This window comes from Kitasatospora sp. NPDC059146, from assembly GCF_042786665.1.
GTDB lineage: Bacteria > Actinomycetota > Actinomycetes > Streptomycetales > Streptomycetaceae > Kitasatospora.
On sequence record NZ_JBHZCY010000026.1, the window covers coordinates 34527 to 58940 of the forward strand.

Below are 24414 nucleotides of genomic sequence, written 5' to 3' on the forward strand. Positions count from 1 at the left end.
GCGTGATCAGAACACCCCCGGAACCCCCGGGAGCCCGGGCCCACCGGCCTCGCCCGCCGTCCAGTCCCAGTCCGCGACGGCGTCGCGCAGCAGCCGGGCGGCGGTGGGCAGGCGTCCGCCGCGGGGCCAGTGCAGGGTGAGGGCGCGGCGGCAGTCGGGGCTGTCGACGTCGACCCACGCCAGCGGGAGGCGGGTGGCGGTGCGCCGGGCGAGGGCGGGCACCAGGCCGATGCCCAGGCCCGCGCTGATCAGTTCGGCGATGGCGCCGGCCTCGTCGCCCTCGCAGACGATCCGGGGCACCAGGCCCTGTCCGGCGAACAGGCGGTCCAGCAGTCGGCGCTGCCAGTGCCCGGGGCGGGCGGCGATGAAGGGCTGGTCGGCGAGTTCCTCGACGCCCACCGCGGCGCGTCCGGCCAGGGGGTGGCCGAGCGGCACGGCCAGTCCCACCTCCTCGTCGAGGAGCCGGACCGACTCCAGGCCCTCGACGGCGATCGGCTGGGAGGCGACGGCCAGGTCGACGTCCTGGGCCCGCAGCTGCCGGGCCATCTCGACGGCGGTCAGCTGGTGCAGTTCGATCTCCACGCCGGGGTGCGCGCGTTTGAACGCCGCCAGCGGGCCGCTGAAGGCCAGGAAGGTCTCCGAGGCGAGCCGGACCGTGCCCAGCCCCTCCCCGGTCGCCTCGGCCACGGCCCGCCGGCCCGCCTCCAGTTCGCCGAGGGCGCGCTCGACGTAGCCGCGGAACAGGTGGCCGGCCTCGTTCAGCCGCAGCCGCCCGCTCCGTTCGAACAGCGGTGTGCCCAGTTCGGCCTCCAGCCGGGCGACCGAGCGGCTCAACGACGGCTGGGCGACGCGCAGTTCCCGTGCCGCCCGGCTCAGGTGCTCCAGCCGCGCCACCGCCAGGAACTGGGTGAGCGTGTGCAGGTCCACCGGTGGATCCCCCCTGAGCCGGACGCGCGTTGATCGCTCGTCTACCGGGGGATCCTACGGTCGGCGCGTTCGACCCGTTCCGTACCGCTCAGAAGGATTCCCATGATCGACCCGGCCGCGCCGTCGCGCGGTGACACCCCCTGGATCGGCGACGATCCGCGCTTCGCCCTCCTGCGCGCCAGATACCGCAGGTTCGTCTTCCCGGTGACGGCGGCGTTCCTGCTCTGGTTCCTGGCGTACGTGCTCTGCTCGGCCTACGCCCGCGGCTTCATGGCGGCCGAGGTCGTCGGGAACATCAACGTGGCGCTGGTCTTCGGGCTGCTCCAGTTCGCTTCCACCTTCGGCATCGCCCTGGCCTACGGCCGGTTCGCCGCCCGGCGCCTGGACCCGCTGGCCGAGGAGCTGCGCCGGACGGCGGCCGCCCGGGCCGGCGACGAGCACGAGCCGACGGGGAGCCTGGCATGACACAGCACCTTCCCCTCGCCGCTGCCGCCCCCACCGCCGCCACCACCACGGCGCAGGAGGCCTCGCACCAGGGCCTGACCGTCGGCCTGTTCGTCGCCCTGGTGGCGGTGACCCTGGTGATCACCCTCTGGGCGCGGCGGAGCACCCGGGGCACCGGCGGCTTCTACACCGGCGGCGGCCAGTTCTCCGCGCTGCAGAACGGCATCGCGATCTCGGGCGACTACCTGTCCGCGGCGTCCTTCCTCGGCATCGCGGGGATCATCGCGCTCTCCGGGTACGACGGCTTCCTCTACTCCATCGGCTTCCTGGTGGCCTGGCTGGTCGCGCTGCTGATGGTGGCCGAACTGCTGCGCAACACCGGCCGGTTCACCATGGCGGACGTGCTGGCGGCGCGGCTGCGCAGCGGGCCGATGCGGACCGCGGCCGGGGTGTCGACCATCGTGGTGTCGATCTTCTACCTGATCGCGCAGATGGTCGGTGCGGCGACGATCGTCGGCCAGCTGCTCGACGTCAAGGGCGCCTCCGCGCAGATCTGGACCATCGTCGGGGTCGGCGCCCTGATGATCGTCTACGTCGTGGTCGGCGGGATGAAGGGCACCACCTGGGTGCAGATCGTCAAGGCCGGGCTGCTGATCGCCGGCGCGGCCGTGATGACCGTGTGGGTGCTGGCGAAGTACGGCTTCGACCTCGGCCACCTGCTGGGGGACGCCGCCTCGGCGTCGAAGAAGGGCGAGGCGTTCCTGCGGCCCGGCCTCAAGTACGGGGCGACGGACGGCTGGTCGAAGCTCGACCTGGTCAGCCTCGGCGTGGCCCTGGTGCTGGGCACCGCGGCGCTGCCGCACGTGCTGGTGCGCTTCTACACCGTGCCGACCGGCCGCGACGCGCGGAAGTCGGTGAACTGGGCGATCGGCATCATCGGGGTCTTCTACCTGATGACCCTGGTGCTCGGCTTCGGCGCGGCCGCGCGGGTCGGCACGGCGACGATCAAGGCGAAGGACCCGTCCGGCAACACCGCCGCCACCCTGCTGGCCGAGCACCTCGGCGGGGGCGCGGGCACCACCGGGGGCTCCCTGATGCTGGCGTTCATCGCGGCGGTGGCCTTCGCCACCATCCTCGCGGTGGTCGCCGGGCTCACCCTGACCTCCTCGTCCTCCTTCGCCCATGACCTGTACGCCAGCGTGATCCGCAAGGGCCGGGCCACCGAACGGCAGGAACTGGTCACCGCGAAGGTCGCCGCCGTGGTGATCGGCGCGGTCGCGGCCGCCCTGTCGATCGTCGCCAGGGACCTCAACGTGGCGTTCCTGGTGGCCCTGGCCTTCGCCATCGCCGCCTCGGCCAACCTGCCGGCGATCCTGCTGACCCTGTTCTGGAGGCGCTTCACCACCTTCGGCGCCAAGTGCGGCATCTACGCGGGGCTGGTCGCCTCGATCGGTCTGGTGCTGCTCTCGCCGATCTGCTGGGGCGGCGCGAGCAGCACCGTCCCCGCCGTGAAGCTGACGGCCGCCCAGGCGAAGGACTGCGGGGTGGACGCCGGGGACCAGCGGGTCGGCAACGCCACGGCGCTGATCTCCTGCACCGCCGCGGCGCCGGTGCCCCTGCAGAACCCGGGCGTCCTCTCCATCCCGATCGGGTTCGCGGCCGCCGTCCTCGGCTCGCTGGCCGGCGGTCGCCGCCGCCGGGACGAGGACGCGGACGGGCGCGGCTTCGCCGAGCTGGAGGTCCGTGCGCTCACCGGGGTGGGGAGGTAGCCGTGGCCACCGGATCCAACCTCGACGAGTTCCTCGCCGACCTCGCGCGCTACGCCGCCGCCGACGTGCTGACCGCGGAGCTCACCGCGGACACCCTGCGCAAGTACCTGCGCGCCGGGCTGATCGTCCCCGAGGACCTGTGCGCCGGTGACACCGGGGGCTACAGCCAGCGGCTGCTGCACGCCGAACGCACCCACTCCGTGGTCGCCCTGACCTGGCTGCCCGGGCAGTCGACCCCGATCCACGACCACGTCGCCTGGTGCGTGTCGGGCGTGCTGGAGGGCGTCGAGGTGGACGAGGCCTTCCGGCTGTGGCGGCTCCCCAGGTCCGGCCGCAAGGTGCTGGCGCCGTACGCCCGGACGACCTGCTCGCCCGGCCGGGTGCAGTTCCTGGTGCCGCCCGACGAGGACATCCACCGGGTGTCCAACGCCGGTACCGGGCGCGCGGTCTCCCTGCACGTCTACGGCACGGACATCTCGCAGAACATGGGCACCTCGATCAACCGGGTGTTCGGACAGGAGGTCGTGGACCGTCCACCGGACGGGGCCCGGCTGGTGAGTTGGCGGAGCCCGGAGGTCCTCGCCCCCTGATCCCTGAGCCACCCCTGACCCACCCCGTGCCCGTGCCCGTGCGCCGGTGGCCGTCCACTCCGGACGGCCCCGGCGCTCGCCGTTCACCACCCTGGTGCATCATGTCCGTGATCATGCGGGGGGTGTGATGGCGTTGTTCGCGCCGAAGTGTCCGGTGGAGCCGGACGAACGGGTCTGGATCGAGGAGTCGATGGCCTGGCTGGCGGCCGAGTTCGGCCGCGGGGTGCTGGACCGTGCCCCGGTGCTGCCGACGGCGGACTTCTTCCCCGGGCCGTACCGGGGGTCCGCGGAGGACATCCGGGGGGTGATCGCCCAGATCTGCGGCTACCTGGACGTGCCGCCCAACCGGCTGACCATCGAGATCGAGCCGGACGACGGCGAGCAGGCGATGGTCGACCAACTCCGGCTCAACCACAGCTCCCGCTCCGCCGCCGGGCACTACCGGCGGGAGAACGGGCGCCCGGTGATCGCCGTCGATCAGCGCCAGGCCGCCCGTCCCGTCGCCCTGGTCGCCACGGTCGCCCACGAGTTGGGCCACGTCCGGCTCCTGGACGAGCAGCGGATCTCCCGGGACCGGCGCGACCACGAACCGCTCACCGACCTGCTGACGGTGCACTTCGGCCTCGGCGTCTTCACCGCCAACTCCGCCTTCGAGTTCCGCCGGAGCGACCGCGGCTGGTCGTCCTCGCGGCTCGGCTACCTGTCCGAGCGGATGCTCGGCTACGCGCTGGCCTGCTACGCCCACCGGCGCGGCGAGACCGGGCCCGACTGGGCCCGGCACCTGACCACCAACCCGCGGGCCTACCTCAAGCAGGGCCTGCGCTACCTGGCGCGGAACCCGCCCAGCGCGTGACGGCGGCGTGCTCCGGCCGGGCCCGACGACCGCTCCGGGAGTCCGGCCACTTCGCCAGTCCGGCCACTCCGCGAGTCCGGCTACTCCGGGAGTTCCACCGAGAGGGCGTGCCGGAACACGTTGCGCGGGTCCCAGCGGGCCTTGGCCCGTTGCAGGCGCGGGTAGCCGCCCTGGTAGTAGAGGGTGTGCCAGGGGACTCCGGAGGTGTTCCAGGCCGGGTCGGCGAGGTCGGCGTCCGGGTAGTTGATGTACGAGCCGTCGCTCACCGCGCCGGGGACGGGCACGCCGCCGGTGTCCCGGTAGACCTCGCGGTAGAGCGCGCGCACCCAGGACAGGTGGGCGTCGTCGTCCTTCTCCTCGGCCCAGACGCTGTGGTAGACGGCCTTCATCACCACGTCGCGCTGGGCCACCGCGGTGGCGCCCGGCTCCACCGCGCGGACCTGGCCGCCGTAGCCGACCACCAGCATGCCGCACCCGGAAGTGCCGGTGTCATTGGTCAAGTGGCGGTAGACCGTTGAGAGTTGGTCGTCGGTGAAGGAGCGTCTGAGGTAGCCGGCCTTTCCCTTGTAGCGGCGGGTGACGATGTCGCCGGCCTCGCCGTTGCCCGGCCAGGTCATCGGGTAGAGCCAGGGGACGGTCGCGCTGCCGCCGCCGAGGTCCAGGCCGGTGTCGGCGTTCACCTGGCCGACGAAGTCCTTGACCAGGTCGGCCGCGCCGGGGAGCCCGGCGTCGATCTGGACCACCATGGAGAACTTGGCCGCCGAGCGGTGGGTGAGTTCCAGGACGGCGTACAGGCCCGCCTCGGGCGCGCCAGGATCGCTGTGGCGTTCGTGCCAGGTGCAGAAGTTGCGCAGCAGGGTGGTGAACGCCCGCTCGGTGGTGCGCTCCTCGTCCCAGGTCCACTCCACCAGCGCCTCCAGCATCTCGGCGGGCGCCGGTGGCAGCAGGCGGCACGGGTCGGGCGCCGCCGCGCGGGCCTCGGCGTCGGCCCGCGGCGAGCGCAGCCAGTACCGGGTGACCACGCCGAAGTTGCCGCCGCCCCCGCCGGTGTGCGCCCACCACAGTTCGCGGTTCGGGTCGTCCGGCTCGCGGGTGGCCACCACGGCGCGGGCGGTGCCGTCGCGGTCGACGACCACCACCTCGACGCCGTACAGGTGGTCCACCACCGAGCCGTAGCGCCGGGAGAGCGGCCCGTACCCGCCGCCGACCAGGTGCCCGCCGGCGCCGACCTCCGGGCAGCCGCCGGCCGGCACGGTGACGCCCCAGCCCTTGAACAGCGTCCGGTACACCCGGCCCAGGGTGGCCCCCGGCTGCACCTCGAAGGCCCGGTGCACGGGGTCGTAGCCCACCGCGTCCAGGGGTGAGAGGTCCAGCAGCAGCCGGATCGCCGGGTCGGCGGTGAAGTCCTCGAAGCAGTGGCCGCCGCTGCGCACGCCGATCCGCCGGCCGTCGCGGACCGCGTCCTGGACGGCCTGCACCACCTGCTCGGTGCTGCCGACCACCCGGATCTCCTCCGGGCGGCCGACGAAGCGCTGGTTGTCGCCCTTCACCAGGCTCTCGTAGCGCGGGTCGCCGGGGTGCACGGCGGCCGGGCCGAAGGGTGTCGGGCCCCGGCGTGCGGCTGCCTCCGCGGCCGCCTCCGCCGGTTCTGCCGCGGCCTCCGTCGCCCCGGCGCCGGTGGCGGCCGCCCCGGCGAGTCCGGCGGCCAGGCCCCCGGCCGTGGTGAGCAGGGTGCGGCGGGTCGGCCGCGCGGCAGGTTCCTCACTGTGACTCATCGTCAGCCCCCGTACGGTGAAGCCGGATTGCCCCACGGGCAGGTCGTCCCCTCAGCATGCCCGTACCCACCGGCCCGTGCCCAGGGGTGTGGCCGGACGGCCGGAAGTGGCGCCTGCGGGCCCGCCCGGCCCCCGGTCCGGGGCGGCCCGCCGGGGCTCGCCGGGGGTGCGTCGCAGGTACGTCGGCACAGGTCACGGCAGGGGTCCGGGGTGTCCGGCAACCCCCCGCCGGGCACCGGTAGTTGGGGATGATTTCAAATCTCGAGCACCTGTTTCACACATCCCCCTCATCGGGCGCCCCGGATGCTCTACATTGATTTTCGTGCCGCACGATCGGGCGTGAGGGGTGACACGTGATGATCTACGGATCGGTCGTTGCGGACCGCCGGTAGTCGCGTTTTCCGGCGGCGGGCGGGGGGTGTCCCATTCTCGACGCCCGAGCAGAGGTTCTGAGTGTGGAGAGCAACCGTCGACGTTTTCCGCGCACTCCGGGAATTCGGCAGGACGTACCGGTCTGCCGGTGCCCGGTGGGAAGTCCGCGTAGCGCCGCAATGGCGGATCCGCCATTTCCGGCGGCGTTGCCGTGCGCGGCCAGGAACGGCGCGACACGGGAGGCAGGGCCTCCCGGGGGGAGGAATCAGGTGCGGGAGGCAGCCGCCTCCCGGGGGGAGGAACCGTGTGGAGCGAGCACGTCGAACCCACTGACGGCCTGGCGGGGGCGGGAGCAGGAGCGGTCGAGCAGAAGGAGGGGGAATTAGTCGGCCGGTTCGCGCCGACTCGGGTGAGCCATCCGGGGAGCGGGAAATTCGGCCGGCCCGAGCGCGATTGGGAGCATCAGTACCGCCGTACCGTGATCATCAGCGATACGGTGGCCACCGCCTTCGTGGTGGCGGCCATCGGCGGCTTCTTCGGGGTCCGGGACGCGGCCAACTGGCACGAGAAATGGGGAATTCTGGCCTTCGGCACCGAACTGTTGGTGCTGGGGGCGCTCGGGACGACCCGGGCGTGGGCACCGGCGGTTCTCGGCCAGGGGGCGGAGGAATTCCGCCGACTCGGCCGTTCGCTGTTCACGGCCGCCGTCGTCCTGGCGCTCGGCGGGATCGCCCTCTCCTCGCACAACATCAGGCTCTGGATCTTCGTCGCGATCCCGGCGATCACGGTCGTCACCATGACGGAGCGCTACCTGCTGCGGCTGTGGCTGCACGAGCAGCGCAACCGGGGGCGGTGCCTGCGTCCGGTGCTCGCCGCCGGGAGCCCGGCCACCGTGCGCGACCTGATCGCCCGGACCCGCAAGTTCCCGCACCTGGGCTGGCGGGTGGAGGCGGTCTGCACGCCGTACGCGCTGGGCCCCGACGGCGACCGGCTGGACGGCGTGCCGGTGGTCGGCCGGCTGGCGGACGTCGCCAACCACGTCCGGCGGGACGGCTACCGGGTGGTCGCGATCACGCCGGACCCGCACTGGTCGCCGGACCGGCTGCAACGGCTGGCCTGGAACCTGGAGGGCGGCGACGCCGAGATGGTGGTGGCGCCGGTGCTGATGGAGGTGGCGGGACCGCGGCTGCACGTCGACGCGGTGCTCGGCATCCCGATGCTGCGGGTCAGCATGCCCGCCTTCACCGGCGGGCCCCGGGCGGTCAAGGCGGTCGTCGACCGGCTGGGCGCCGCGGTCCTGCTGGTGCTGCTCTCGCCGCTGATGCTGTGCGTCGGACTGCTCGTCGCGCTGGACAGCCGCGGCGGGGTGCTCTACCGGCAGCACCGGGTCGGCAAGGACGGCCGCCAGTTCACCCTGGTCAAGTTCCGCACCATGGTGGCCGGGGCCGACCGGGCCAAGGCCGGGCTGGCCGACCGCAACGAGGGCGCCGGCCTGCTGTTCAAGCTCCGCCGGGACCCCCGGGTGACCAGGGTCGGCGGAGTGCTGCGCCGGTACTCGCTGGACGAGCTGCCGCAGCTGCTCAACGTGCTGGCCGGCTCGATGTCGCTGGTCGGCCCGCGCCCGCCGCTGCCGGAGGAGTCCGCCGCGTACGGCCCGGACATCCGGCGGCGACTGCTCGTCAAGCCCGGGCTCACCGGCCTGTGGCAGATCAGCGGGCGCAGCGACCTGCCCTGGGATGAGGCGGTCCGACTGGACCTGCGGTACGTGGAGGACTGGTCGCTCGCCCTGGACACGGTGATCCTCTGGAAGACGCTGCGTGCGGTGCTCCAGGGGCAGGGGGCGTACTGATGGCCATTGCTGGGGGGCGTCGTCGCGACGACGCGCGGACGGTCGGCCGTGAGGGCCGGCCCGAGGGGAGGAACGGGTCATGAGGGTCAGCGTCCTGGGGCTCGGCTACGTGGGCTGCGTGTCGGCCGCGTGCCTGGCCAGCCTCGGTCACGAGGTCATCGGCGTGGACGTCAACCAGGTGAAGGTCGACCTGGTCAACGAGGGCAGGGCCCCGGTGGTCGAGGAGCGGATCGGCGAGCTGACCGCCGAGATGGTGCGGTCCGGGGCGCTGCGCGCCACCGCGGACGTCCGCGAGGCGGTCCTGGGCAGCGACGTGTCGCTGGTCTGCGTGGGCACGCCCTCGGCGGCCAACGGCAGCCTGTGCACCACCTACCTGGAGCGGGTCACCGAGCAGATCGGTGCGGCGGCGGCCGAGAAGGGCGGGCGGCACACCGTCGTGTTCCGCAGCACCATGCTCCCGGGCACCTGCCTCGACCTGCTGGTGCCGATCCTGGAGAAGCACCTCGGCGGCACCGCCGGGGTGGACGTCGGGGTCGCGGTCAACCCGGAGTTCCTGCGCGAGGGCACCAGCGTGCGGGACTTCTTCGACCCTCCGAAGACGGTGATCGGCGAGCTCGACGCGGCCAGCGGCGACGTGGTCGCGGCGCTCTACGAGGGCCTGCCGGGCGAGGTGTTCCGGGTGCCCGTCCCGGTGGCCGAGGCGATCAAGTACGCGGACAACGCCTTCCACGGCCTCAAGATCGGCTTCGCCAACGAGCTGGGCGCGGTCTGCCAGGCGCTCGGGGTGGACTCGCACCAGGTGGTCGACGTCTTCCTGGCCGACCGCAAGCTCAACATCAGCCCCGCCTACCTGCGGCCCGGCTTCGCCTTCGGCGGCTCCTGCCTGCCCAAGGACCTGCGCAGCCTGGTGCACGCCGCGCACCGGGCCGACGTCTCGGTGCCGATCCTCTCGCACGTGCTGGCCTCCAACGCCGACCACCTCCAGCGCGCGGTGGAGCTGGTCGAGCGCACCGGCAAGCGCCGGGTGGGCCTGTTCGGCCTGTCCTTCAAGCCCGGCACCGACGACCTCCGGGAGAGCCCGCTGGTCGAACTCGCCGAGCGGCTCTTCGGCAAGGGCTACGACCTGCGGATCTACGACCCCAACGTGCACCTCTCCCGGCTGCTCGGGGCGAACCGGGAGTACATCGAGACCCGGCTGCCGCACCTCGCGCAGCTGCTGGTGCCCTCCGTCGCCGAGGTGCTGGAGCACGCCGAGGTGTGCGTGGTCGGCACCAGGGACGAGGCCGTGCTGTCGGCCCTGCCGCAGGGCGACGGAGCGGTGATCGTCGACCTCGTCCGCCTTCCGGACGCCGAGCGGCGCCGGACCGAACCGGGGTACGTGGGCCTTGCCTGGTGACGCGATGTTCGATGACGCGGTCGGCGACGGGCGGGGACGCCGCGCGCTGATCCTGGTGGAGAACCTGTCGGTGCCGTTCGACCGGCGGGTGTGGCAGGAGTGCACCACCCTGCGCGACGCGGGCTGGCGGGTGGACGTCATCTGCCCGCAGGGCAGCAAGCGGGACACCGAGCCGGAGGCCGTGATCGACGGGGTGCGGATCCACCGCTACCCGCTCCGGGCGGCCACCGGCGGCCCGGCCGGCTACCTGCGGGAGTACGGGAGCGCGCTCTGGCACACCGCCCGGCTGGCCCGCAAGGTCGGCCCGGTCGACGTCGTGCACGCCTGCAACCCGCCCGACCTGCTGTTCCTGCCCGCGCTGTGGCTGAAACGGCGCGGCGCGCGGTTCGTCTTCGACCAGCACGACCTGGTGCCGGAGCTGTACCTCTCCCGCTTCGACCGCGGCGAGGACCTGCTCTACCGGGGCGTGTGCGCGCTGGAGCGGATGACCTACCGGGCCGCGGACGTCGTGCTCGCCACCAACGAGAGCTACCGGGACGTCGCGCTGCGCCGCGGCGGCAAGCGGCCGGAGTCCGTCTTCGTGGTGCGCAGCGCGCCCGACACCGCCCGCTTCCGCCCGGTGCCGCCCGAGCCGGAGCTCAAGCGCGGACAGCCCCATCTGCTGTGCTACCTGGGCGTGATGGGGCCGCAGGACGGTGTCGACTACGCCCTGCGGGCGCTGGCGAAGCTGCGCGACGAGCAGGGCCGGACCGACTGGCACGCGGTGTTCGTGGGCGGCGGTGACACCTTCGACGCGATGGTCGAACTGTCCCGGCGGCTCGGACTCGCCGACCGGGTGCAGTTCACCGGCCGGGTGTCCGACGCCGACCTGGCGCGCTACCTGTCCACCGCGGACGTCTGCCTCTCCCCGGACCCGCGCAACCCGCTCAACGACGTGTCGACCATGAACAAGGTCCTGGAGTACATGGTGATGGGCCGGCCGATGGTCTCCTTCGACCTCCGGGAGGCCCGGGTCTCCGCCGGTGACGCCGCCCTCTACGCGTCCGCCAACGACGAGTCCGAGTTCGCCCGGCTGGTCGCGCAGCTGATGGACGACCCGGAGCGGCGGGCCCTGATGGGCAAGGTCGGCCAGGAGCGGATCAACGGGCCGCTCGCCTGGCGGAACTCCCAGCGGGCCCTGCTCGCCGCCTACGCCGCCGCCTGCGGTGACGGCGCCCCGGCGGCGGGCGGCCGGGGCAGGGCGGGGAGAAGGCAGCGCCGTTGAGCGAGGACACGATCCGCCTGGTCACGATCGGCCGGATCCTCCGTCGGCGGTGGCGGCTGCTCGCCGTCCTCACCGTCCTGGGGGCGCTGGTCGGCTACGGCAGCTCACTGCTGTTCCCGCCGAGCTACACCACCTCGTCGTCCGTGCTGCTGCCGGGGGTCTGGCAGGAGCGCGAGCTGATGACCCAGGCGGAGATCGCGACCAGTTCGGTGGTGGTCGACCGGGCGGCCGCCGCGCTCAAGTGGAGCGGGGTCAACGGCGGCAAGCTGCAGAGCCGGGTGAGCGCCACCGCCGCGGACGGGAACATCATCAAGATCTCGGGCACCGCGGAGACCCCGGAACGCGCCCAGCAGCTCGCCGACCAGATGGCCAAGCAGTTCGTCGGCTTCGCCGCGCGGATGGCGGGCGACGGCACCGACCCCGAGGCGGCCCAGCCCGAGCAGCTGCGCCAGCTGGTCGTCCAGACCGGCCAGCGCATCACCGACCTGGCCAACTCGGTCGGGCCGGGGCAGACCGTGGAGAGCGTGCAGGTCCGTACCGAGCTGGAGAAGCTGCGCACCGCGCTGCAGGACGCCGTCAAGAAGCTGGACCAGGTCGACCTGGCCGCCAACAAGGCCAACATGGTCGTCATGGGAACGGCGGCCCGGCCGACCGGCCAGGCACCGCCGACCCGGGTCCAACTCGTCGCCGCCGGCGCGCTGGTGTTCCTCCTGCTCGGGGTGGTCGGGCACCTCACGGCCGCCCGGATGAGCCGTCGGCTGCGCACCGAACCGGAGATCGCCGCCGCGCTGGGCACCGAACTGCTCGGCACCGTCGACGTCCCCGGCGGGCGGGCCGCGCGGCGGTCGGCGGCGCGCGGCCCGCGCGCTCTGCTCCGCCGGGTGCTGGGCACCGACGTCCGGTGGGACCTGCCGACCCCGCACGCCTCCGGCGACGAGGCCGGCCGGCAGCTGCGCTACCGGCGGGTCTGCACCCGGATCCGGGAGCAACTGCCGCCCTCGCGCGGGCTGTTGGTCGTCGTCCCGGAGGGCGACGAGCCGGCCCGCCGGGCCGCCGACCAGCTGGCCGCCGAGGCGGGCGGCGAGCCGCGGCTGCGGGTGGTGGGGGTGCCGGTCACCCGGCCGCTGGTGCCGGACCGCGAGGAGGAGGCCGGCGCCCTGGTCGTGCTCAGCGCGGGCAGCTGGACGGCGGGGGAGCTGGCCGGCCTGGCCGGGGCGTGCGCGGACGCCGAGCACGAGCTGGTCGGCATCGTGGTGGCCGACCTGGTCCAGGGCGGCCCCGAGCGCCCGGCCGGCCGCCGTACGGGCGGCGCCGAGCCGGTGCTCGCGGGCGCCGCCGCGGCGCGGTCCGAAGCCGATGACGAAACGGGGGGATGATCGGGGTGACGACGAGTACGACGGGGGAGTCGTCGACCGCCGCTCCACTGCTGGACCTCCAGTCGCTGGTGGTCGCGGTGCGCAGGCGCCGCCGCCTCTGGTGCGCCCTGGCGCTGCTCGGCCTGCTGGCCGGCGCGGCACTGGCCGTCCTGCGGCCGCCGCCGCCCAGCGCGACGGCCAAGGTGCTGGTCGCCCACGCGGCGGACCAGCCGAACGACCCCGGAACGCTGATCCGCACCGACGCCGCCCTGCTCCAGACCACCGGGATCGCCGGCGCGGCGCTGAAAGCCCTCGGATCCGCCGAGAAGCCCGAGGACTTCATGAAGGAGTACGCGGGGGCGGGCCTGACCAACAACCTGCTGGAGATCACCGTGACCGGGAAGAGCGACGCCGAGGCCCAGGCCCGCGCCAAGGCGCTGGCCGAGGCCTTCGTCGCCGACCACGTGCAGCGGATCCAGGAGGCCGCGGACGCCGAGTCCAAGGCCCTGCTCGACCAGCGCGACCGGATGCGCCAGGAACTCGACCAGGTCAACCAGCAGATCGGCACCGGCACGCAGCCGAACGGCGCCAAGGGGCCGGCCAACCTGGAGTCGCTCTACGCCAGCCGGGCCGAACTCACCGCCCGGATCACCGACTTCGGCCAGCGCGCCGCCGAGGCCAAGGTCGGCGCGCCCCGGCTGGTGGCCGGCACCCAGATCGTGGACGCCCCGCACGCGGTGCGGCAGTCGCTGCCGAAGACGGCCGCCACCGATGCCGGGATCGGAGCCGTCCTCGGGCTGTTCCTCGGGATCGCCGTGGCCGCCGTCGGCGCGGTGGTGGCGGACCGCCCGGTGCTGCGCCGGGAGATCGCGGCCCACCTCGGCGCCTCCGTGATCGCGGAGCTGGCGCGGGTGCCGCGCCGCTCGCGCGGCCGCTGGCAGCTGCGCCGGACCAGGGCCGCCCGGGAGCGGGTCACCGCCACCCTGGCCCGCACCGTGCGCGGCTGTGCCGAGCCGGTGTCGCTGCTCGAACTGGGCTGCGCGCACAGCACCGGCGCGCTCGCCCTGGACCTCGCCGGGGCGCTGACCGAGCAGGACGGCCCCGTGGTCGTCGTCGACGGGCTGCCCGGACCTCAGCTCGCCCGGCGCACCGCGAAGCCGGGGGAGCCGACCGTGGTCCGCGGCGAACAGGCCGGGGCCGTTCCGCAGCCGCAGGAGCGCCGGGTCGGCGTCGGCTCGGTGGCGCCCGGCACGGCCTGGACCGACCTGCGGTACCTCGGCACCCGGACGGTGCTCGTCGTCCGGGCCGGGGCCGGCAGCGCCGCCTGGCTGCACACCGTGGCCCGCCAGCTCGCCGAGCAGCGCGTCCCGGTGCTCGGCGTGGTGCTGATCGACCCCGACCCGCGCGACCGCACCGACGGCACCCGCTGGGACGGGCCGCCCGCCGCGCCGCCCGACCGCGACGAACGGCCCGCCCGGCTGATCCGGCTGGGCCGACGGCGGACCGAACGACTACCGGCCTGGACCGCACGGGTCCCGGACATCGACCAGGAGGCGAGGTAGGACATGTGCGGCATCGCAGGAACGTACCGGTGGCCGGACGGGAAGGTCGTGACCGACCTGCTCACCGACACCCTCGCCCACCGCGGCCCGGACGGCGCCGGCCGGTACAGCCACTCCCTCGGCGACGGCGAGGTGCACCTGGGGCACCGCCGGCTGGCCATCGTCGACCTCTCCGGGACGGGCGCCCAGCCGATGGCCAAGGACGGCCTGGTGCTGACCTACAACGGCGAGCTGTACAACGCCCCCGAGCTGCGCGCCGAACTGGCCGCCACCGGGGTGCGCTTCCGCGGCACCTCCGACACCGAGGTGCTGCTGGAGGCCTGGCGGCGCTGGGGCACCGACTGCCTGCCCCGGCTGCGCGGCATGTTCGCCTTCGGGGTCTTCGACGAGCGGACCGGCGAGCTGGTGCTCGCCCGCGACCAGCTCGGCATCAAGCCGCTGTTCCTGCTCCGGCGCGGCGAGGGCCTGGTGTTCGCCTCCGAGCTCAAGGCGCTGGCCGCCGCCACCGGCGGCTCGCTGGAGGTGGACCACGCGGCGATGGTGGCCTCGCTGCTCTACTACTGGGTGCCGGACTCCCGGTGCGCGTACCGCGAGGCGGAGAAGCTGCCGCCGGGCAGCTGGCTGCGCTGCCGGCCCGACGGCCGGGTGGAGCGCGGCCGGTACTGGCACCTGCGGGAGGTTGCCGCCGAGGGCCGGGAACGGGCCCGGGCCGGCGAACTGCCGGACCTCGCCGCGATCGTCGAGGAGTCGACGCGGCGCCACCTGCTCTCCGACGTCCCGGTGGCGACCTTCCTCTCCGGCGGACTGGACTCCAGCTACCTGACCGCACTGGCGGCCCGCGACCGCCCGGGGATCTCCGCCTACACGATCGGCTTCCGCGCCGAGGACGCCAGGTTCGAGGCGATGCCGGACGACCTGCGCTACGCCCGGCAGGTGGCGGCGCAGTTCGGCGTCGACCTGCACGAGATCGAGATCGCCCCGGACGTGCTGGACCTGCTGCCGCGGATGACGTACCACCTGGACGAGCCGATCGGCGACCCGGCGGCCATCAACACCTTCCTGATCTGCTCGGCCGCCCGGGAGGCCGGGGTCAAGGTGCTGCTCTCCGGGATGGGCGCCGACGAGCTGTTCGCCGGCTACCGCAAGCACCTGGCCAACCAGCTGGCGCTGCGCTACCAGCGCGTGCCGCGGCCGCTGCGGCGCGGCCTGTCCGCCGCGGTGGACCGGCTGCCGGTGGCCACCGCCAACCGGGGGCTGCGCTCGGTGCGGTTCGCCAAGCGCTTCCTCTCCTTCGCCGACCTGCCGGAGGAGACGGCGTTCCGGCGCAGCTACACCATGTACGACCGGGAGGAGCTGCTCGCCCTGGTCGACCCGGACCTCGCCGGGACGGTCCAGGACGTGCTGGACGAGCACGCGGACGTCTACCGGGACAACGAGCTCGACGACTTCGTCAACCGGATGTGCCTGGGCGACGCCCGGATGTTCCTGCCGGGCCTCAACCTCGCCTACACCGACCGCTCCAGCATGGCCGCGTCGACCGAGGTGCGGGTGCCGTACGTGGACGTCGAGGTGGTCAGGGCCGCGTTCACGGTGCCCGGCGACCGCAAGATCGTCGGACGCCAGGGCAAGGCCGTGCTCAAGGAGGCGGCCACCTCCGTGCTGCCCCGGGAGATCGTGTACCGGCCCAAGGGCCTGTTCAGCGCGCCGCTGCGGGCCTGGATGAGCCGGGACCTCGCCCCGCTGGTGCGCGAGGTGATCAACGACGGCGAGCTGGTGCGCTCGGGCTTCCTGCGCCGCGACGCGCTGGCCCGGCTGGCCGCCGAGGACGCCGCCGGGCAGCAGGACTTCTCCAAGCACCTGTGGCACGTGCTGACCCTGGAGTACTGGTACCGCGGCGCGACCTCAGGCTCCGCCGCCCACTGAACTGCGAGAGAAGCAAGGGGACTTCCGGTGAAACAGGTTGTGCAGAACTACAAGAGCGGCGAACTGTCGGTGCTCGACGTGCCGGTGCCGGGGTGCAAGCCGGGCGGGGTGCTGGTGCGCAGCGCCTTCTCGCTGATCTCCACCGGGACCGAGCTGATGAAGGTGTCCGAGGCCGGGATGTCGATGGTGGGCAAGGCCCGCTCGCGCCCCGACCAGGTGGCCAAGGTCATGCAGAGCGTCGCCACCAACGGCCTGCCCGCCACCTATCGCAAGGTGATGGGCAAGCTGGACTCCTACACGCCGCTGGGCTACTCGCTGTGCGGGGTGGTGGAGCAGGTCGGCGCCGGGGTCGACGACGTCAAGGTCGGCGACCTGGTGGCCTGCGCGGGCAACGAGCACGCGCTGCACGCCGAGCTGAACTGGGTGCCGAAGAACCTCTACACCCCGGTCCCGGACGGCCTCGCGCCGCAGCACGCGGCCTTCGGCACCGTCGGGTCCATCGCCCTCCAGGGCGTGCGCCAGGGCGAGCCGCAGCTCGGCGAGGTGGCGCTGGTGATCGGCCTGGGGCTGATCGGCCAGCTGGTGGTGCAGCTGCTCACCGCCGCGGGCGTCCGGGTGGTCGGGGCGGACCCCGACCCGGTGCGCTGCGAACTCGCCGAGCGGCTGGGCGCGGTGGCCTGCGGCGACCCCGGCTCCGCGGTGGTGGAGACCGCCGTCGCCGAGCTGACCGACGGCCACGGCGTGGACCAGGTGTACCTGGCGGCCGGCGGCGGCAGCAACCAACCCGTCGAGCTGGCCGCGCAGTTGAGCCGGGACCGCGGCCGGGTGGTGGACATCGGCAAGTGCCGCCTCGACCTGCCGTGGAACGCGTACTACGAGAAGGAGCTGGACGTCCGGTTCTCCCGCTCCTACGGCCCCGGGCGCTACGACCCGGAGTACGAGCTCGCGGGCCGGGACTACCCGATCGGCTACGTGCGCTGGACCGAGCGCCGCAACCTGGCCTGCTTCCTCGACCTCGCCGCCCGCGGCCGGGTGGACGTGGCGCCGCTGATCTCCCACATCGCCGACTTCGACGACGCGGTGGAGACCTACCAGTGTTTGAAGGAAGGCGAGTTGAAGGCCGTGGCGGTGCTGTTCCGGTACCCGGGCGCCGAGGCCGGGCAGGCGGCGCAGGCCCCGACGCGGGCCGTCCCCGAGGTGCGGCGCCCGGGCCGGGCCACCGCCCCCGCCCGGCCGGCCGGGACGCCGGTGCGGCTGGCATTCGTCGGCGCGGGGAACTACGCGACGTCGATGCTGTTGCCGCACCTGGCCCAGCGCGAGGGCGTCGCGCTGTCCACCGTCGTCACCACCACGGCGCTGTCCGCGGCCAACGCCCAGCGCAAGTTCGGCTTCGACCGGGCGACCACCGACCTGGACGCCGTGCTCGGCGACGACTCGATCGACGCGGTCTTCGTGGTCACCCGGCACAGCTCGCACGCCGCACTGACCGAGCGGGCGCTGCTGGCCGGCAAGCCGGTGTTCGTGGAGAAGCCGCTGGCCCTCACCGAGGACGAACTGGCGCGCGTGCTCGCCGCGGTGGAGGAGTCCGGCAACGACCGCCTCCAGGTGGGCTTCAACCGCCGCTTCGCGCCGCTGCTGCGCGAGGCCAGGAGCCACTTCGGAGCCCGCAGCGGCCCGGCGAGCCTGCGCTACCTGGTCAACGCCGGGCGGCTCCAGCACGGCAGCTGGTACCTCCAGCAGGGCACCGAGGGCTCGCGGTTCGCGGGCGAGGGCGGGCACTTCATCGACACGGCGAGCTGGCTGCTGGGCGCCGACCCGGTCTCGGTGTACGCCGTCGCCCCGGCCGGCAACGAGGACCTGCAGATCGTGCTGGGCTACCCGGACGGCTCCACCGCCACCCTCAGCTACGTCACCACCGGCGCGCCCGGCTTCCCCAAGGAGACGCTGGACCTGGTCGCGGACGGCAAGGTGCTCGAGCTCGACGACTTCGTCCGCGCCTCGGTGCACTTCAGCGGCACGGCCGGACGCAAGCGCTGGGTCAGCTCCCGGCTGCCGAAGGCCCGGGACAAGGGCCAGTCCGCCGAACTGGCCTCGTTCGTCAAGGCGGTGCGGACCGGCGGGCCGATGCCGGTACCGCTGGAGTCGCTGGTCGCCACCACGGCGGCCACCCTCGCCGTCCAGGCCGCCCTGTCCGGCGGCGCGCCGGTGACCCTGGCGGGGCCGAAGTGACCATGAGTCCGGGCTGGTACCTGCGCCGGCTGTCCCGGATGGGACCGCAGGAGGTCGGCGGCCGGGCCGGCGACGTGCTGCGCCGGCGGCGGTGGCGCGCGGCGCCGCCGAGCGCCCCGGCCGTCACCGGCGCCCGGTTCACCGCCGTCCTGCCCGCCGGGGCGCTCGCCGCCGTCCCGGCGGACGCCGCCAAGCGGCTGGTCGCCGCGGCGGACCGGCTGATGGACGGGCACGCCGAGTACTTCGGGGTGGAGCGCGCCGACCTGGCCGCCCCGGACTGGTGGCTCGACCCGAAGACCGGCCGACGCGCCCCGGACGGCTACGCCTTCGCCCTGCCCTACCGGGACGAGGACGCCGTCGGCGACATCAAGCAGATCTGGGAGCCGTCCCGGCACCAGCACCTGACGGTGCTCGCCGCCGCCTACGCGCTGACCCGCAACGAGCGGTACGCCGAGCGGGCGGCCGAGCACCTGCGGTCCTGGTGGCAGGCCAACCCGCCGCTGCGCGGCGTGCACTGGATCAGCGGCATCGAGCTGGGCATCCGGCTGCTGTCCTGGGTGTGGGTCCGCCGGCTGCTCGACGGCTGGCCCGGCGCGGCCGGGCTGTTCGAGGACAACCCGGTGGCACTGGAGCAGATCTGGCACCACCAGCACTGGCTGGCCGCCTTCCCCAGCCGGGGCTCATCGGCGAACAACCACGTGATCGCCGAGGACGCCGGGCAGTTCGCGGCGGCCTGCGCGTTCGACTGGTTCCCCGCCTCGGAGCGCTGGCGCGCCGACGCGCTGCGCTCGCTGGAGCGGCAGCTGCGCGCCAACACCTTCCCCTCCGGGCTCAACCGCGAACTGGCCACCGAGTACCACGGACTGGTCCTGGAACTCGGCCTGGCCGCGGTGGCCGAGGCGGACGCGGCCGCCGTGCCCGTCCCCGGGACCGTCCGGCTGGTGCTGCTGCGGATGACCGACGCCCTCGCGGCCGTGGTGGACGAGCGCCTGCGCCCGCCCCGCCAGGGGGACGCCGACGACGGGCACGGCCTGGTCCTGGACGGCGCGGGCAGCGACCGCTGGGCCTCGCTGCTGGCCACCGGGGAGGCCGTGTTCGGCCGGCTCCCCTGGTGGCCGGCGGTGACCGGCACCGATGTGCGCACCCCGCTGCTGGCCGCGCTGCTGCGGCCGTACGCCCAGGACGGCACGGTGGCCCGCCCGGCGGCGCGGCCGGTGCACCTACCGGACGCGGGCATGACGGTGCTGCGGGCCCCGGCGTGGAGCGACCCCGGGGAGAGTCGTACGGGCGAGATCTGGTGCCGCTGCGACGGCGGCCCGCACGGCTTCCTGTCCATCGCCGCGCACGGCCACGCCGACGCGCTGTCCGTGGAGGTCCGCTACGAGGGCGTCGACGTGCTCGCCGACCCGGGGACGTACTGCTACCACGGGCAGCCCGAGTGGCGGCGCTACTTCCGCTCGACGCTGGGCCACAACACCCTGGAGCTGGCCGGCACCGACCAGTCCGTCCCCGGCGGCCCGTTCCTGTGGACCAGGCACGCCCGCACCCGCGTCCTGGTCGCGGACACCTCCGACCCGGCGGTGGCCCGCTGGTGCGCCGAGCACGACGGCTACCAGGACACGGTGCACCGCCGCCGGGTGGAGCTGACGGCCGCCACCCGGGAGCTGCGGGTGGTCGACCAGGTGCGCGGCCCGGCGCGGGCCGTGCGGCTGGCGTTCCACCTCGGCCCGGCGGTCAGCGCCGAACTGACCGGCCACCGGGCCGTGCTGACCTGGACCAGGGACGGCCAGAACCGCTCCGCGGTGCTCGACCTGCCCGGGCAGCTGGCCTGGCGGGCGCACCGCGGCGAGAGCACGCCGCCACTGGGCTGGTACTCGTCCGGCTTCGGCCGCAAGGAGCCCGCCACCACGCTGATCGGCACCGGAACCGCCGACGGCGAGCGGGAGTTCATCAGCGTCCTCGGGTTCCGGGGCTAGCGGGAGGATGGGGACGGTGGGGATCACCAGGTGGCGCCGGGCGGCGTCGGCCGCGTCGGTGCTGGTGCTCGCGCTGCTGGCGGCGGCGGGCTGCACCAGCACGTCGGACGCCCCGGCGGAGCCGACCGCCCCGCCGTCCCCGGCCACGGCGGTGGCCCGGGTGTGCGACCACACCGAGGCCGGGCCGGCCACCGCGCCCGCCGGCGCGGTGACGGTCGACCCCGCGGTGGTCAACGACCTGGCGGCGAAGACCAAGGCCAGCCCGCCGAACACCACGTTCTGGCTCGGACCGGGGACGCACAGCCTCGAAGCGGACCGCTACGCCCAGGTCGTCCCCAAGGACGGCGACAGCTACCTCGGCGCGCCCGGCGCGGTGCTCGACGGCCACGGGACCAACCAGTACGCCTTCGGCGGCGGCGCCGGGAACGTCACCCTCCGCTACCTGACCGTGCAGGGCTTCGTCGCCCCGCAGAACGAGGGCGTGGTCAACCACGACTCGGCCGACGGCTGGGTGATCGAGCACGCGACGATCCAGCGCAACTCCGGCGCCGGGCTGATGGCGGGCGCCCACCAGAAGGTCCGCGCCAGCTGCCTGCGCGGCAACGGGCAGTACGGCATGAACGCCTACAAGTCCGGCGCGCCGCTGGGCGACCTGCTGGTCGAGGACAACGAGATCACCGGCAACGACACCGACCAGTGGGAGAAGCGTCAGCCCGGCTGCGGCTGCACCGGCGGCGTCAAGTTCTGGGCCGTCAACGGCGCCGACGTGCTCGGCAACTGGGTGCACGACAACCGCGGGACGGGCCTGTGGGCCGACACGAACAACAACGACTTCCGGATCGAGGGCAACCTGCTGGAGTCCAACGACGGCGCCGCGCTGATCTACGAGACCAGCTACAACGCCGTCATCCGCGACAACACGATCCGGCGCAACAACTGGGTGGACGGCCGCCGTTCCGCCGACCGCGGCGACACCTTCCCGTTCGCCACCGTCTACCTGTCCGAGTCCGGCGGCGAACCGCGGATCAAGGCCCGCACCGACACGATCGAGATCGACCGGAACACGCTGGAGGACAACTGGTCCGGCATCACCCTGTGGGAGAACGCCGACCGGTTCTGCAACAGCCCGGCCAACACCTCCTCCGGCGCCTGCACCCTGCTGGTCCAGGACACCGCCCGCTGCGCCCGGCCGGGCATCGCCGCCGCACCGCTGTACGACGACTGCCGCTGGAAGACCCAGCGCGTCGACGTCCACGACAACCGCTTCACGCTGGACCCGTCCGTGGTCGGCTGCACCTCGACCTGCGGCCGGATGGCGGTGCTGGCCAACTACGGCACCTTCCCGGACTGGTCGCCGTACAAGGGCGAACCGGTGGCCGACGCCGTCACCGGCAAGCAGCAGAACCGCTGGCACGACAACACCTACGTCGGGCCGTGGAGCTTCGTCGCCCACGACCCGAGCCGCACCCTCGACTTCGAGCAGTGGCAGGGCACGCCGTACCAGCAGGACCAGGGCAGCACCCTCAAGCCCGGGGCCGGTGGTTGAGGTGGCCGCGACCGCGACCCGCGCCCGGGACCTCACCCGCGAAGGGGGCCCGGCCGGCCCGCCGAGGACCGTCGAGCTGATCTGGGGCCTGCTGATCCTCAACACCCTCGGCTCCGCCGGGGCACAGACGATCATCCCGCTGCCCCGCTCGCTGATCCAGATGGCCACCATGGGCGCCCTGGTCTCCGCCTTCGCGCTGGCCCTGCTGCTCAACCTGCGGCTGCGGATCCGGCCCAGCGCCCTCCTGTTCCTGCTCACCCTGCTGCTGGTGCTGAGCGTGATCTCCAGCGCCAACCTGCACTCCGGTTACGGCGCGCTGTTCCGCTGCTTCCGGCTGACGCTCTTCGTCGCCACCCTGTGGCTGCTCAGCCGCTGGTGGGACGGCAGCCAGAGCTTCGTCCGGTTCCACATCCGGATGTACTTCGTGGTGCTGGTCTCGGTGGCCGCCGGCCTGGTCGCCTCACCTGGCGCGGCCTTCCCCGACGTCTACGGCGGGCGGCTGGTCGGTGCGCTGTGGCCGCTCACCCCGCCGCAGATCGGGCAGTACGCGGCGGTGATCATCGGGCTCACCGTGCTGCTCCTGCTGGACCGCCGCACCACCGGGGCGAGCGCGGCGACGATCATCGTGCCCTCGCTCGTCCTGCTCGCACTGACCCACACCCGCACCGCCACCATCGGACTGATCGCCGGACTGCTGCTGGCGATCGGCTCGCTGCTGCTGACCAGCGCCGCCGCCCGCCGGCTGTTCAGCTGGGCGGTACTGCTCGCCACCGTGGTCGGGGTGGGCCTGAACTCCCTGCTCCAGGCCTGGTTCCTGCGCGGCCAGACCCAGGAGAACATCTCCAACCTCACCGGCCGCGCCAAGGTCTGGGACGCCCTGCTGGCGGCGCCCCGGACCACCGTCGAGCAGGTCTTCGGCATGGGGCTGGGCGACAAGTCCTTCGGCGGGCTGCCGATCGACAACAGCTGGCTGGCCGTCTACAACGAACAGGGCCTGGCCGGGGTCGCCGTGGTGGCCGTGGTCTTCGTGGTGCTGGGCGGCGTCGCGCTGCTGCGGCCGCCCTCGCTCGCCCGGGCCGGTGCGATCTTCCTGATCAGCTACTGCGCGATCGCCTCGTACACCGAGGCCGGGCTGGGCGACGCCTCGCCGTACCTGCTGCACCTGACCGTGGCCGCCTCGCTGCTGGCGGCGCCTGCCGGGCCCGCCGCCCTCGCGCCGCCCGCCCTCCTCCCGACCCCTGCTGCTCCCCGGCGGCGCACCGCGCCCCGGACCCGGCGAACGGAGCTCACCTGACATGCGCGTCCTCGTGGTGCACAACCGCTACGCCTCGGCGCAGCCGAGCGGGGAGAACAAGGTCGTCGACCAGGAGGTGGGCCTGCTGCGGGAGGCAGGCCACCGGGTCGAGCTGTTCGAGCGGCGCAGCGACGACATCGCCCGCCGCTCGCTGCCGGGCAAGGTCGCGGTGCCGCTGCTGGTGCCCTGGAACCCGGCGGTACGCGCGGAGTTGGCCGCCCGGCTGCGGGCCGAGCGGCCGGACGTGGTGCACGTCCACAACGTCTTCCCGCTGCTGTCGCCCGCGGTGCTGGCGGCCTGCGCCGACGCGGGCGTGCCCGCCGTCGCGACGCTGCACAACTACACCCAGGTCTGCCCGCCGGGCACCCTCCAGCGGGACGGCCGGCCGTGCACCGAGTGCGTCGGCGGCTCGCCGCTGCCGGCCGTGCGGCACGGCTGCTACCGGGGCTCCCGGCTGGCGACGGTGCCGCTCGCGGTGGGCCTGGTGGTCAACCGGCGGCGCTGGTGGACGGGGGTGGAGCGGTTCTTCTGCATCTCCGCGGCGCAGCGCGAGGTCCTGGTGCGGTCCGGGCTGCCGGCCGAACGGCTGGCGGTGAAGCACAACTTCGTGCCGGAGCCGGGCACCGTCCGCGCCGGAGCGGGGGAGCACCTGCTCTACCTGGGCCGGCTCGCGGAGGCCAAGGGCGTGCGGCTGCTGATGGCGGCCTGGGACCGGCTCGCCGCCGAGGGCGGGGTCGGGGTGCCGCTGGTCATCGCGGGCGCCGGGCCGCTGGAGGCGCAGGTGCGGGCCTGGGCGGCCGGCCGGGTGGACGTGCGCTGCGTCGGCCTGTACGACCAGGCGCAGTGCCGGGAGGCCGTCGCCCGGGCGGTCGCCGTGGTGGCGCCCTCGACCTGGCTGGAGGCCTTCGGGCTGGTCGTGGTGGAGGCGATGGCGGCCGGGGTGCCGGCCGTCGCCGCCGGTCACGGCGCCTTCGTCGAACTCGTCGAGGACGGGGTGACCGGGCTGCTGCACCAGCCGGGCGAGGCGGCCTCGCTCGCGGCCTGCCTGCGCCGGATCACGGCCGACCCGGCGGCCAACCGGGAGCTGGGCCGGGCCGCCCGGCGCCGGTACGAGCAGGGGTTCAGCCCGGCCGTCGGGCTGGAGCGCCTGGTGGAGGGGTACCGGGCCGCGATAGCGGCCCGGTGCGGGGGGGCGGGGGGGGCGGCCCCCGGGGGGGACCGCCCCCCCCGGCCCCCGCGGGGGCCCCCCCCCGGGCGGCACGGGGGCCAGCACTAAAACCAAAGCCACAG

17 protein-coding genes are annotated in these 24414 nt (G+C 74.1%); 15 read left to right on the plus strand and 2 right to left on the minus strand.

Annotated features, from left to right (window positions below; translation table 11 throughout):
- Window positions 1–6: 6 nt before the first annotated feature.
- Window positions 7–927 (minus strand): LysR family transcriptional regulator, encoded by a 921-nt coding sequence (locus tag ACFXPX_RS14480; protein WP_380641372.1) that lies wholly within the window; start codon window positions 925–927, stop codon window positions 7–9.
- 102 nt (window positions 928–1029) lie between these two features.
- Here ACFXPX_RS14480 and ACFXPX_RS14485 point away from each other — a divergent pair, with 102 nt between their 5' ends.
- The 4 genes from ACFXPX_RS14485 (at window position 1030) to ACFXPX_RS14500 (ending at window position 4583) form a co-directional block, all read left to right on the plus strand.
- Window positions 1030–1392 (plus strand): DUF485 domain-containing protein, encoded by a 363-nt coding sequence (locus ACFXPX_RS14485; protein ID WP_380586506.1) that lies wholly within the window; start codon window positions 1030–1032, stop codon window positions 1390–1392.
- A complete protein-coding gene (locus ACFXPX_RS14490) occupies window positions 1389–3140 on the plus strand; it encodes a cation acetate symporter (protein WP_380641374.1) in 1752 nt (583 codons plus the stop codon). Before ACFXPX_RS14485 ends, ACFXPX_RS14490 begins: the two co-directional genes overlap by 4 nt.
- A gap of 2 nt (window positions 3141–3142) precedes the next feature.
- Window positions 3143–3730, plus strand: a complete 588-nt coding sequence (locus ACFXPX_RS14495) for a cysteine dioxygenase (RefSeq protein WP_380641376.1) — start codon at window positions 3143–3145, stop codon at window positions 3728–3730.
- A gap of 154 nt (window positions 3731–3884) precedes the next feature.
- Window positions 3885–4583 carry a hypothetical protein gene (locus ACFXPX_RS14500; protein WP_380641378.1) on the plus strand — a complete coding sequence of 233 codons (699 nt, stop codon included), beginning with the start codon at window positions 3885–3887 and terminating at the stop codon, window positions 4581–4583.
- 80 nt (window positions 4584–4663) lie between these two features.
- On the opposite strand, the gene ACFXPX_RS14505 is transcribed toward ACFXPX_RS14500, so the two are convergent.
- Entirely contained in the window at window positions 4664–6358 is a 1695-nt protein-coding gene (locus tag ACFXPX_RS14505) for an FAD-binding oxidoreductase (protein ID WP_380641380.1), read from the minus strand.
- A gap of 781 nt (window positions 6359–7139) precedes the next feature.
- Between ACFXPX_RS14505 and ACFXPX_RS14510 the strand changes: the two genes are divergently transcribed.
- The 11 genes from ACFXPX_RS14510 (at window position 7140) to ACFXPX_RS14560 (ending at window position 24400) form a co-directional block, all read left to right on the plus strand.
- Window positions 7140–8579, plus strand: coding sequence for a sugar transferase (locus ACFXPX_RS14510; RefSeq protein ID WP_380641382.1), 1440 nt, complete (start codon window positions 7140–7142; stop codon window positions 8577–8579).
- A 79-nt stretch (window positions 8580–8658) separates the two neighbouring features.
- A complete protein-coding gene (locus ACFXPX_RS14515) occupies window positions 8659–9975 on the plus strand; it encodes a nucleotide sugar dehydrogenase (protein WP_380525013.1) in 1317 nt (438 codons plus the stop codon).
- A 4-nt stretch (window positions 9976–9979) separates the two neighbouring features.
- Complete coding sequence (locus ACFXPX_RS14520) at window positions 9980–11239, plus strand: glycosyltransferase family 4 protein (protein WP_380641384.1); 1260 nt, start codon at window positions 9980–9982, stop codon at window positions 11237–11239.
- Window positions 11236–12615: a Wzz/FepE/Etk N-terminal domain-containing protein gene (locus ACFXPX_RS14525; protein ID WP_380641386.1), complete on the plus strand. Its 1380-nt coding sequence runs from the start codon at window positions 11236–11238 to the stop codon at window positions 12613–12615. The genes ACFXPX_RS14520 and ACFXPX_RS14525 overlap by 4 nt, the downstream gene beginning before the upstream one ends.
- A 5-nt stretch (window positions 12616–12620) precedes the next feature.
- On the plus strand, window positions 12621–14156 hold the full coding sequence (locus ACFXPX_RS14530; RefSeq protein WP_380532144.1) for a Wzz/FepE/Etk N-terminal domain-containing protein: 1536 nt from the start codon (window positions 12621–12623) through the stop codon (window positions 14154–14156).
- Window positions 14157–14159: 3 nt separating this feature from the next.
- The gene (gene asnB, locus ACFXPX_RS14535) at window positions 14160–16079 is read left to right on the plus strand and encodes an asparagine synthase (glutamine-hydrolyzing) (protein WP_380532147.1); all 1920 of its coding nucleotides are present in this window, start codon (window positions 14160–14162) and stop codon (window positions 16077–16079) included.
- Between the two features lie 27 nt (window positions 16080–16106).
- Complete coding sequence (locus ACFXPX_RS14540) at window positions 16107–18308, plus strand: bi-domain-containing oxidoreductase (protein ID WP_380641388.1); 2202 nt, start codon at window positions 16107–16109, stop codon at window positions 18306–18308.
- 2 nt (window positions 18309–18310) lie between these two features.
- Window positions 18311–20284 carry an alginate lyase family protein gene (locus ACFXPX_RS14545; protein ID WP_380641414.1) on the plus strand — a complete coding sequence of 658 codons (1974 nt, stop codon included), beginning with the start codon at window positions 18311–18313 and terminating at the stop codon, window positions 20282–20284.
- A 7-nt stretch (window positions 20285–20291) separates the two neighbouring features.
- Complete coding sequence (locus ACFXPX_RS14550) at window positions 20292–21830, plus strand: right-handed parallel beta-helix repeat-containing protein (RefSeq protein ID WP_380641390.1); 1539 nt, start codon at window positions 20292–20294, stop codon at window positions 21828–21830.
- 1 nt (window position 21831) lies between these two features.
- Window positions 21832–23124 (plus strand): O-antigen ligase domain-containing protein, encoded by a 1293-nt coding sequence (locus ACFXPX_RS14555; RefSeq protein WP_380641392.1) that lies wholly within the window; start codon window positions 21832–21834, stop codon window positions 23122–23124.
- 1 nt (window position 23125) lies between these two features.
- Window positions 23126–24400, plus strand: a complete 1275-nt coding sequence (locus ACFXPX_RS14560) for a glycosyltransferase (RefSeq protein ID WP_380641394.1) — start codon at window positions 23126–23128, stop codon at window positions 24398–24400.
- Window positions 24401–24414 lie beyond the last annotated feature (14 nt).

What these genes read in the sequence shown, in the direction of transcription:
- ACFXPX_RS14490 (WP_380641374.1), top strand. Translation starts at nt 1,389, where the DNA reads ATGACACAGCACCTTCCCCTCGCCGCTGCCGCCCCCACCGCCGCCACC.
- ACFXPX_RS14485 (WP_380586506.1), top strand. Translation starts at nt 1,030, where the DNA reads ATGATCGACCCGGCCGCGCCGTCGCGCGGTGACACCCCCTGGATCGGC.
- ACFXPX_RS14505 (WP_380641380.1), bottom strand. Translation starts at nt 6,358, where the DNA reads ATGAGTCACAGTGAGGAACCTGCCGCGCGGCCGACCCGCCGCACCCTG.
- ACFXPX_RS14545 (WP_380641414.1), top strand. Translation starts at nt 18,311, where the DNA reads ATGAGTCCGGGCTGGTACCTGCGCCGGCTGTCCCGGATGGGACCGCAG.
- ACFXPX_RS14515 (WP_380525013.1), top strand. Translation starts at nt 8,659, where the DNA reads ATGAGGGTCAGCGTCCTGGGGCTCGGCTACGTGGGCTGCGTGTCGGCC.
- ACFXPX_RS14520 (WP_380641384.1), top strand. Translation starts at nt 9,980, where the DNA reads ATGTTCGATGACGCGGTCGGCGACGGGCGGGGACGCCGCGCGCTGATC.
- ACFXPX_RS14550 (WP_380641390.1), top strand. Translation starts at nt 20,292, where the DNA reads ATGGGGACGGTGGGGATCACCAGGTGGCGCCGGGCGGCGTCGGCCGCG.
- asnB (WP_380532147.1), top strand. Translation starts at nt 14,160, where the DNA reads ATGTGCGGCATCGCAGGAACGTACCGGTGGCCGGACGGGAAGGTCGTG.
- ACFXPX_RS14560 (WP_380641394.1), top strand. Translation starts at nt 23,126, where the DNA reads ATGCGCGTCCTCGTGGTGCACAACCGCTACGCCTCGGCGCAGCCGAGC.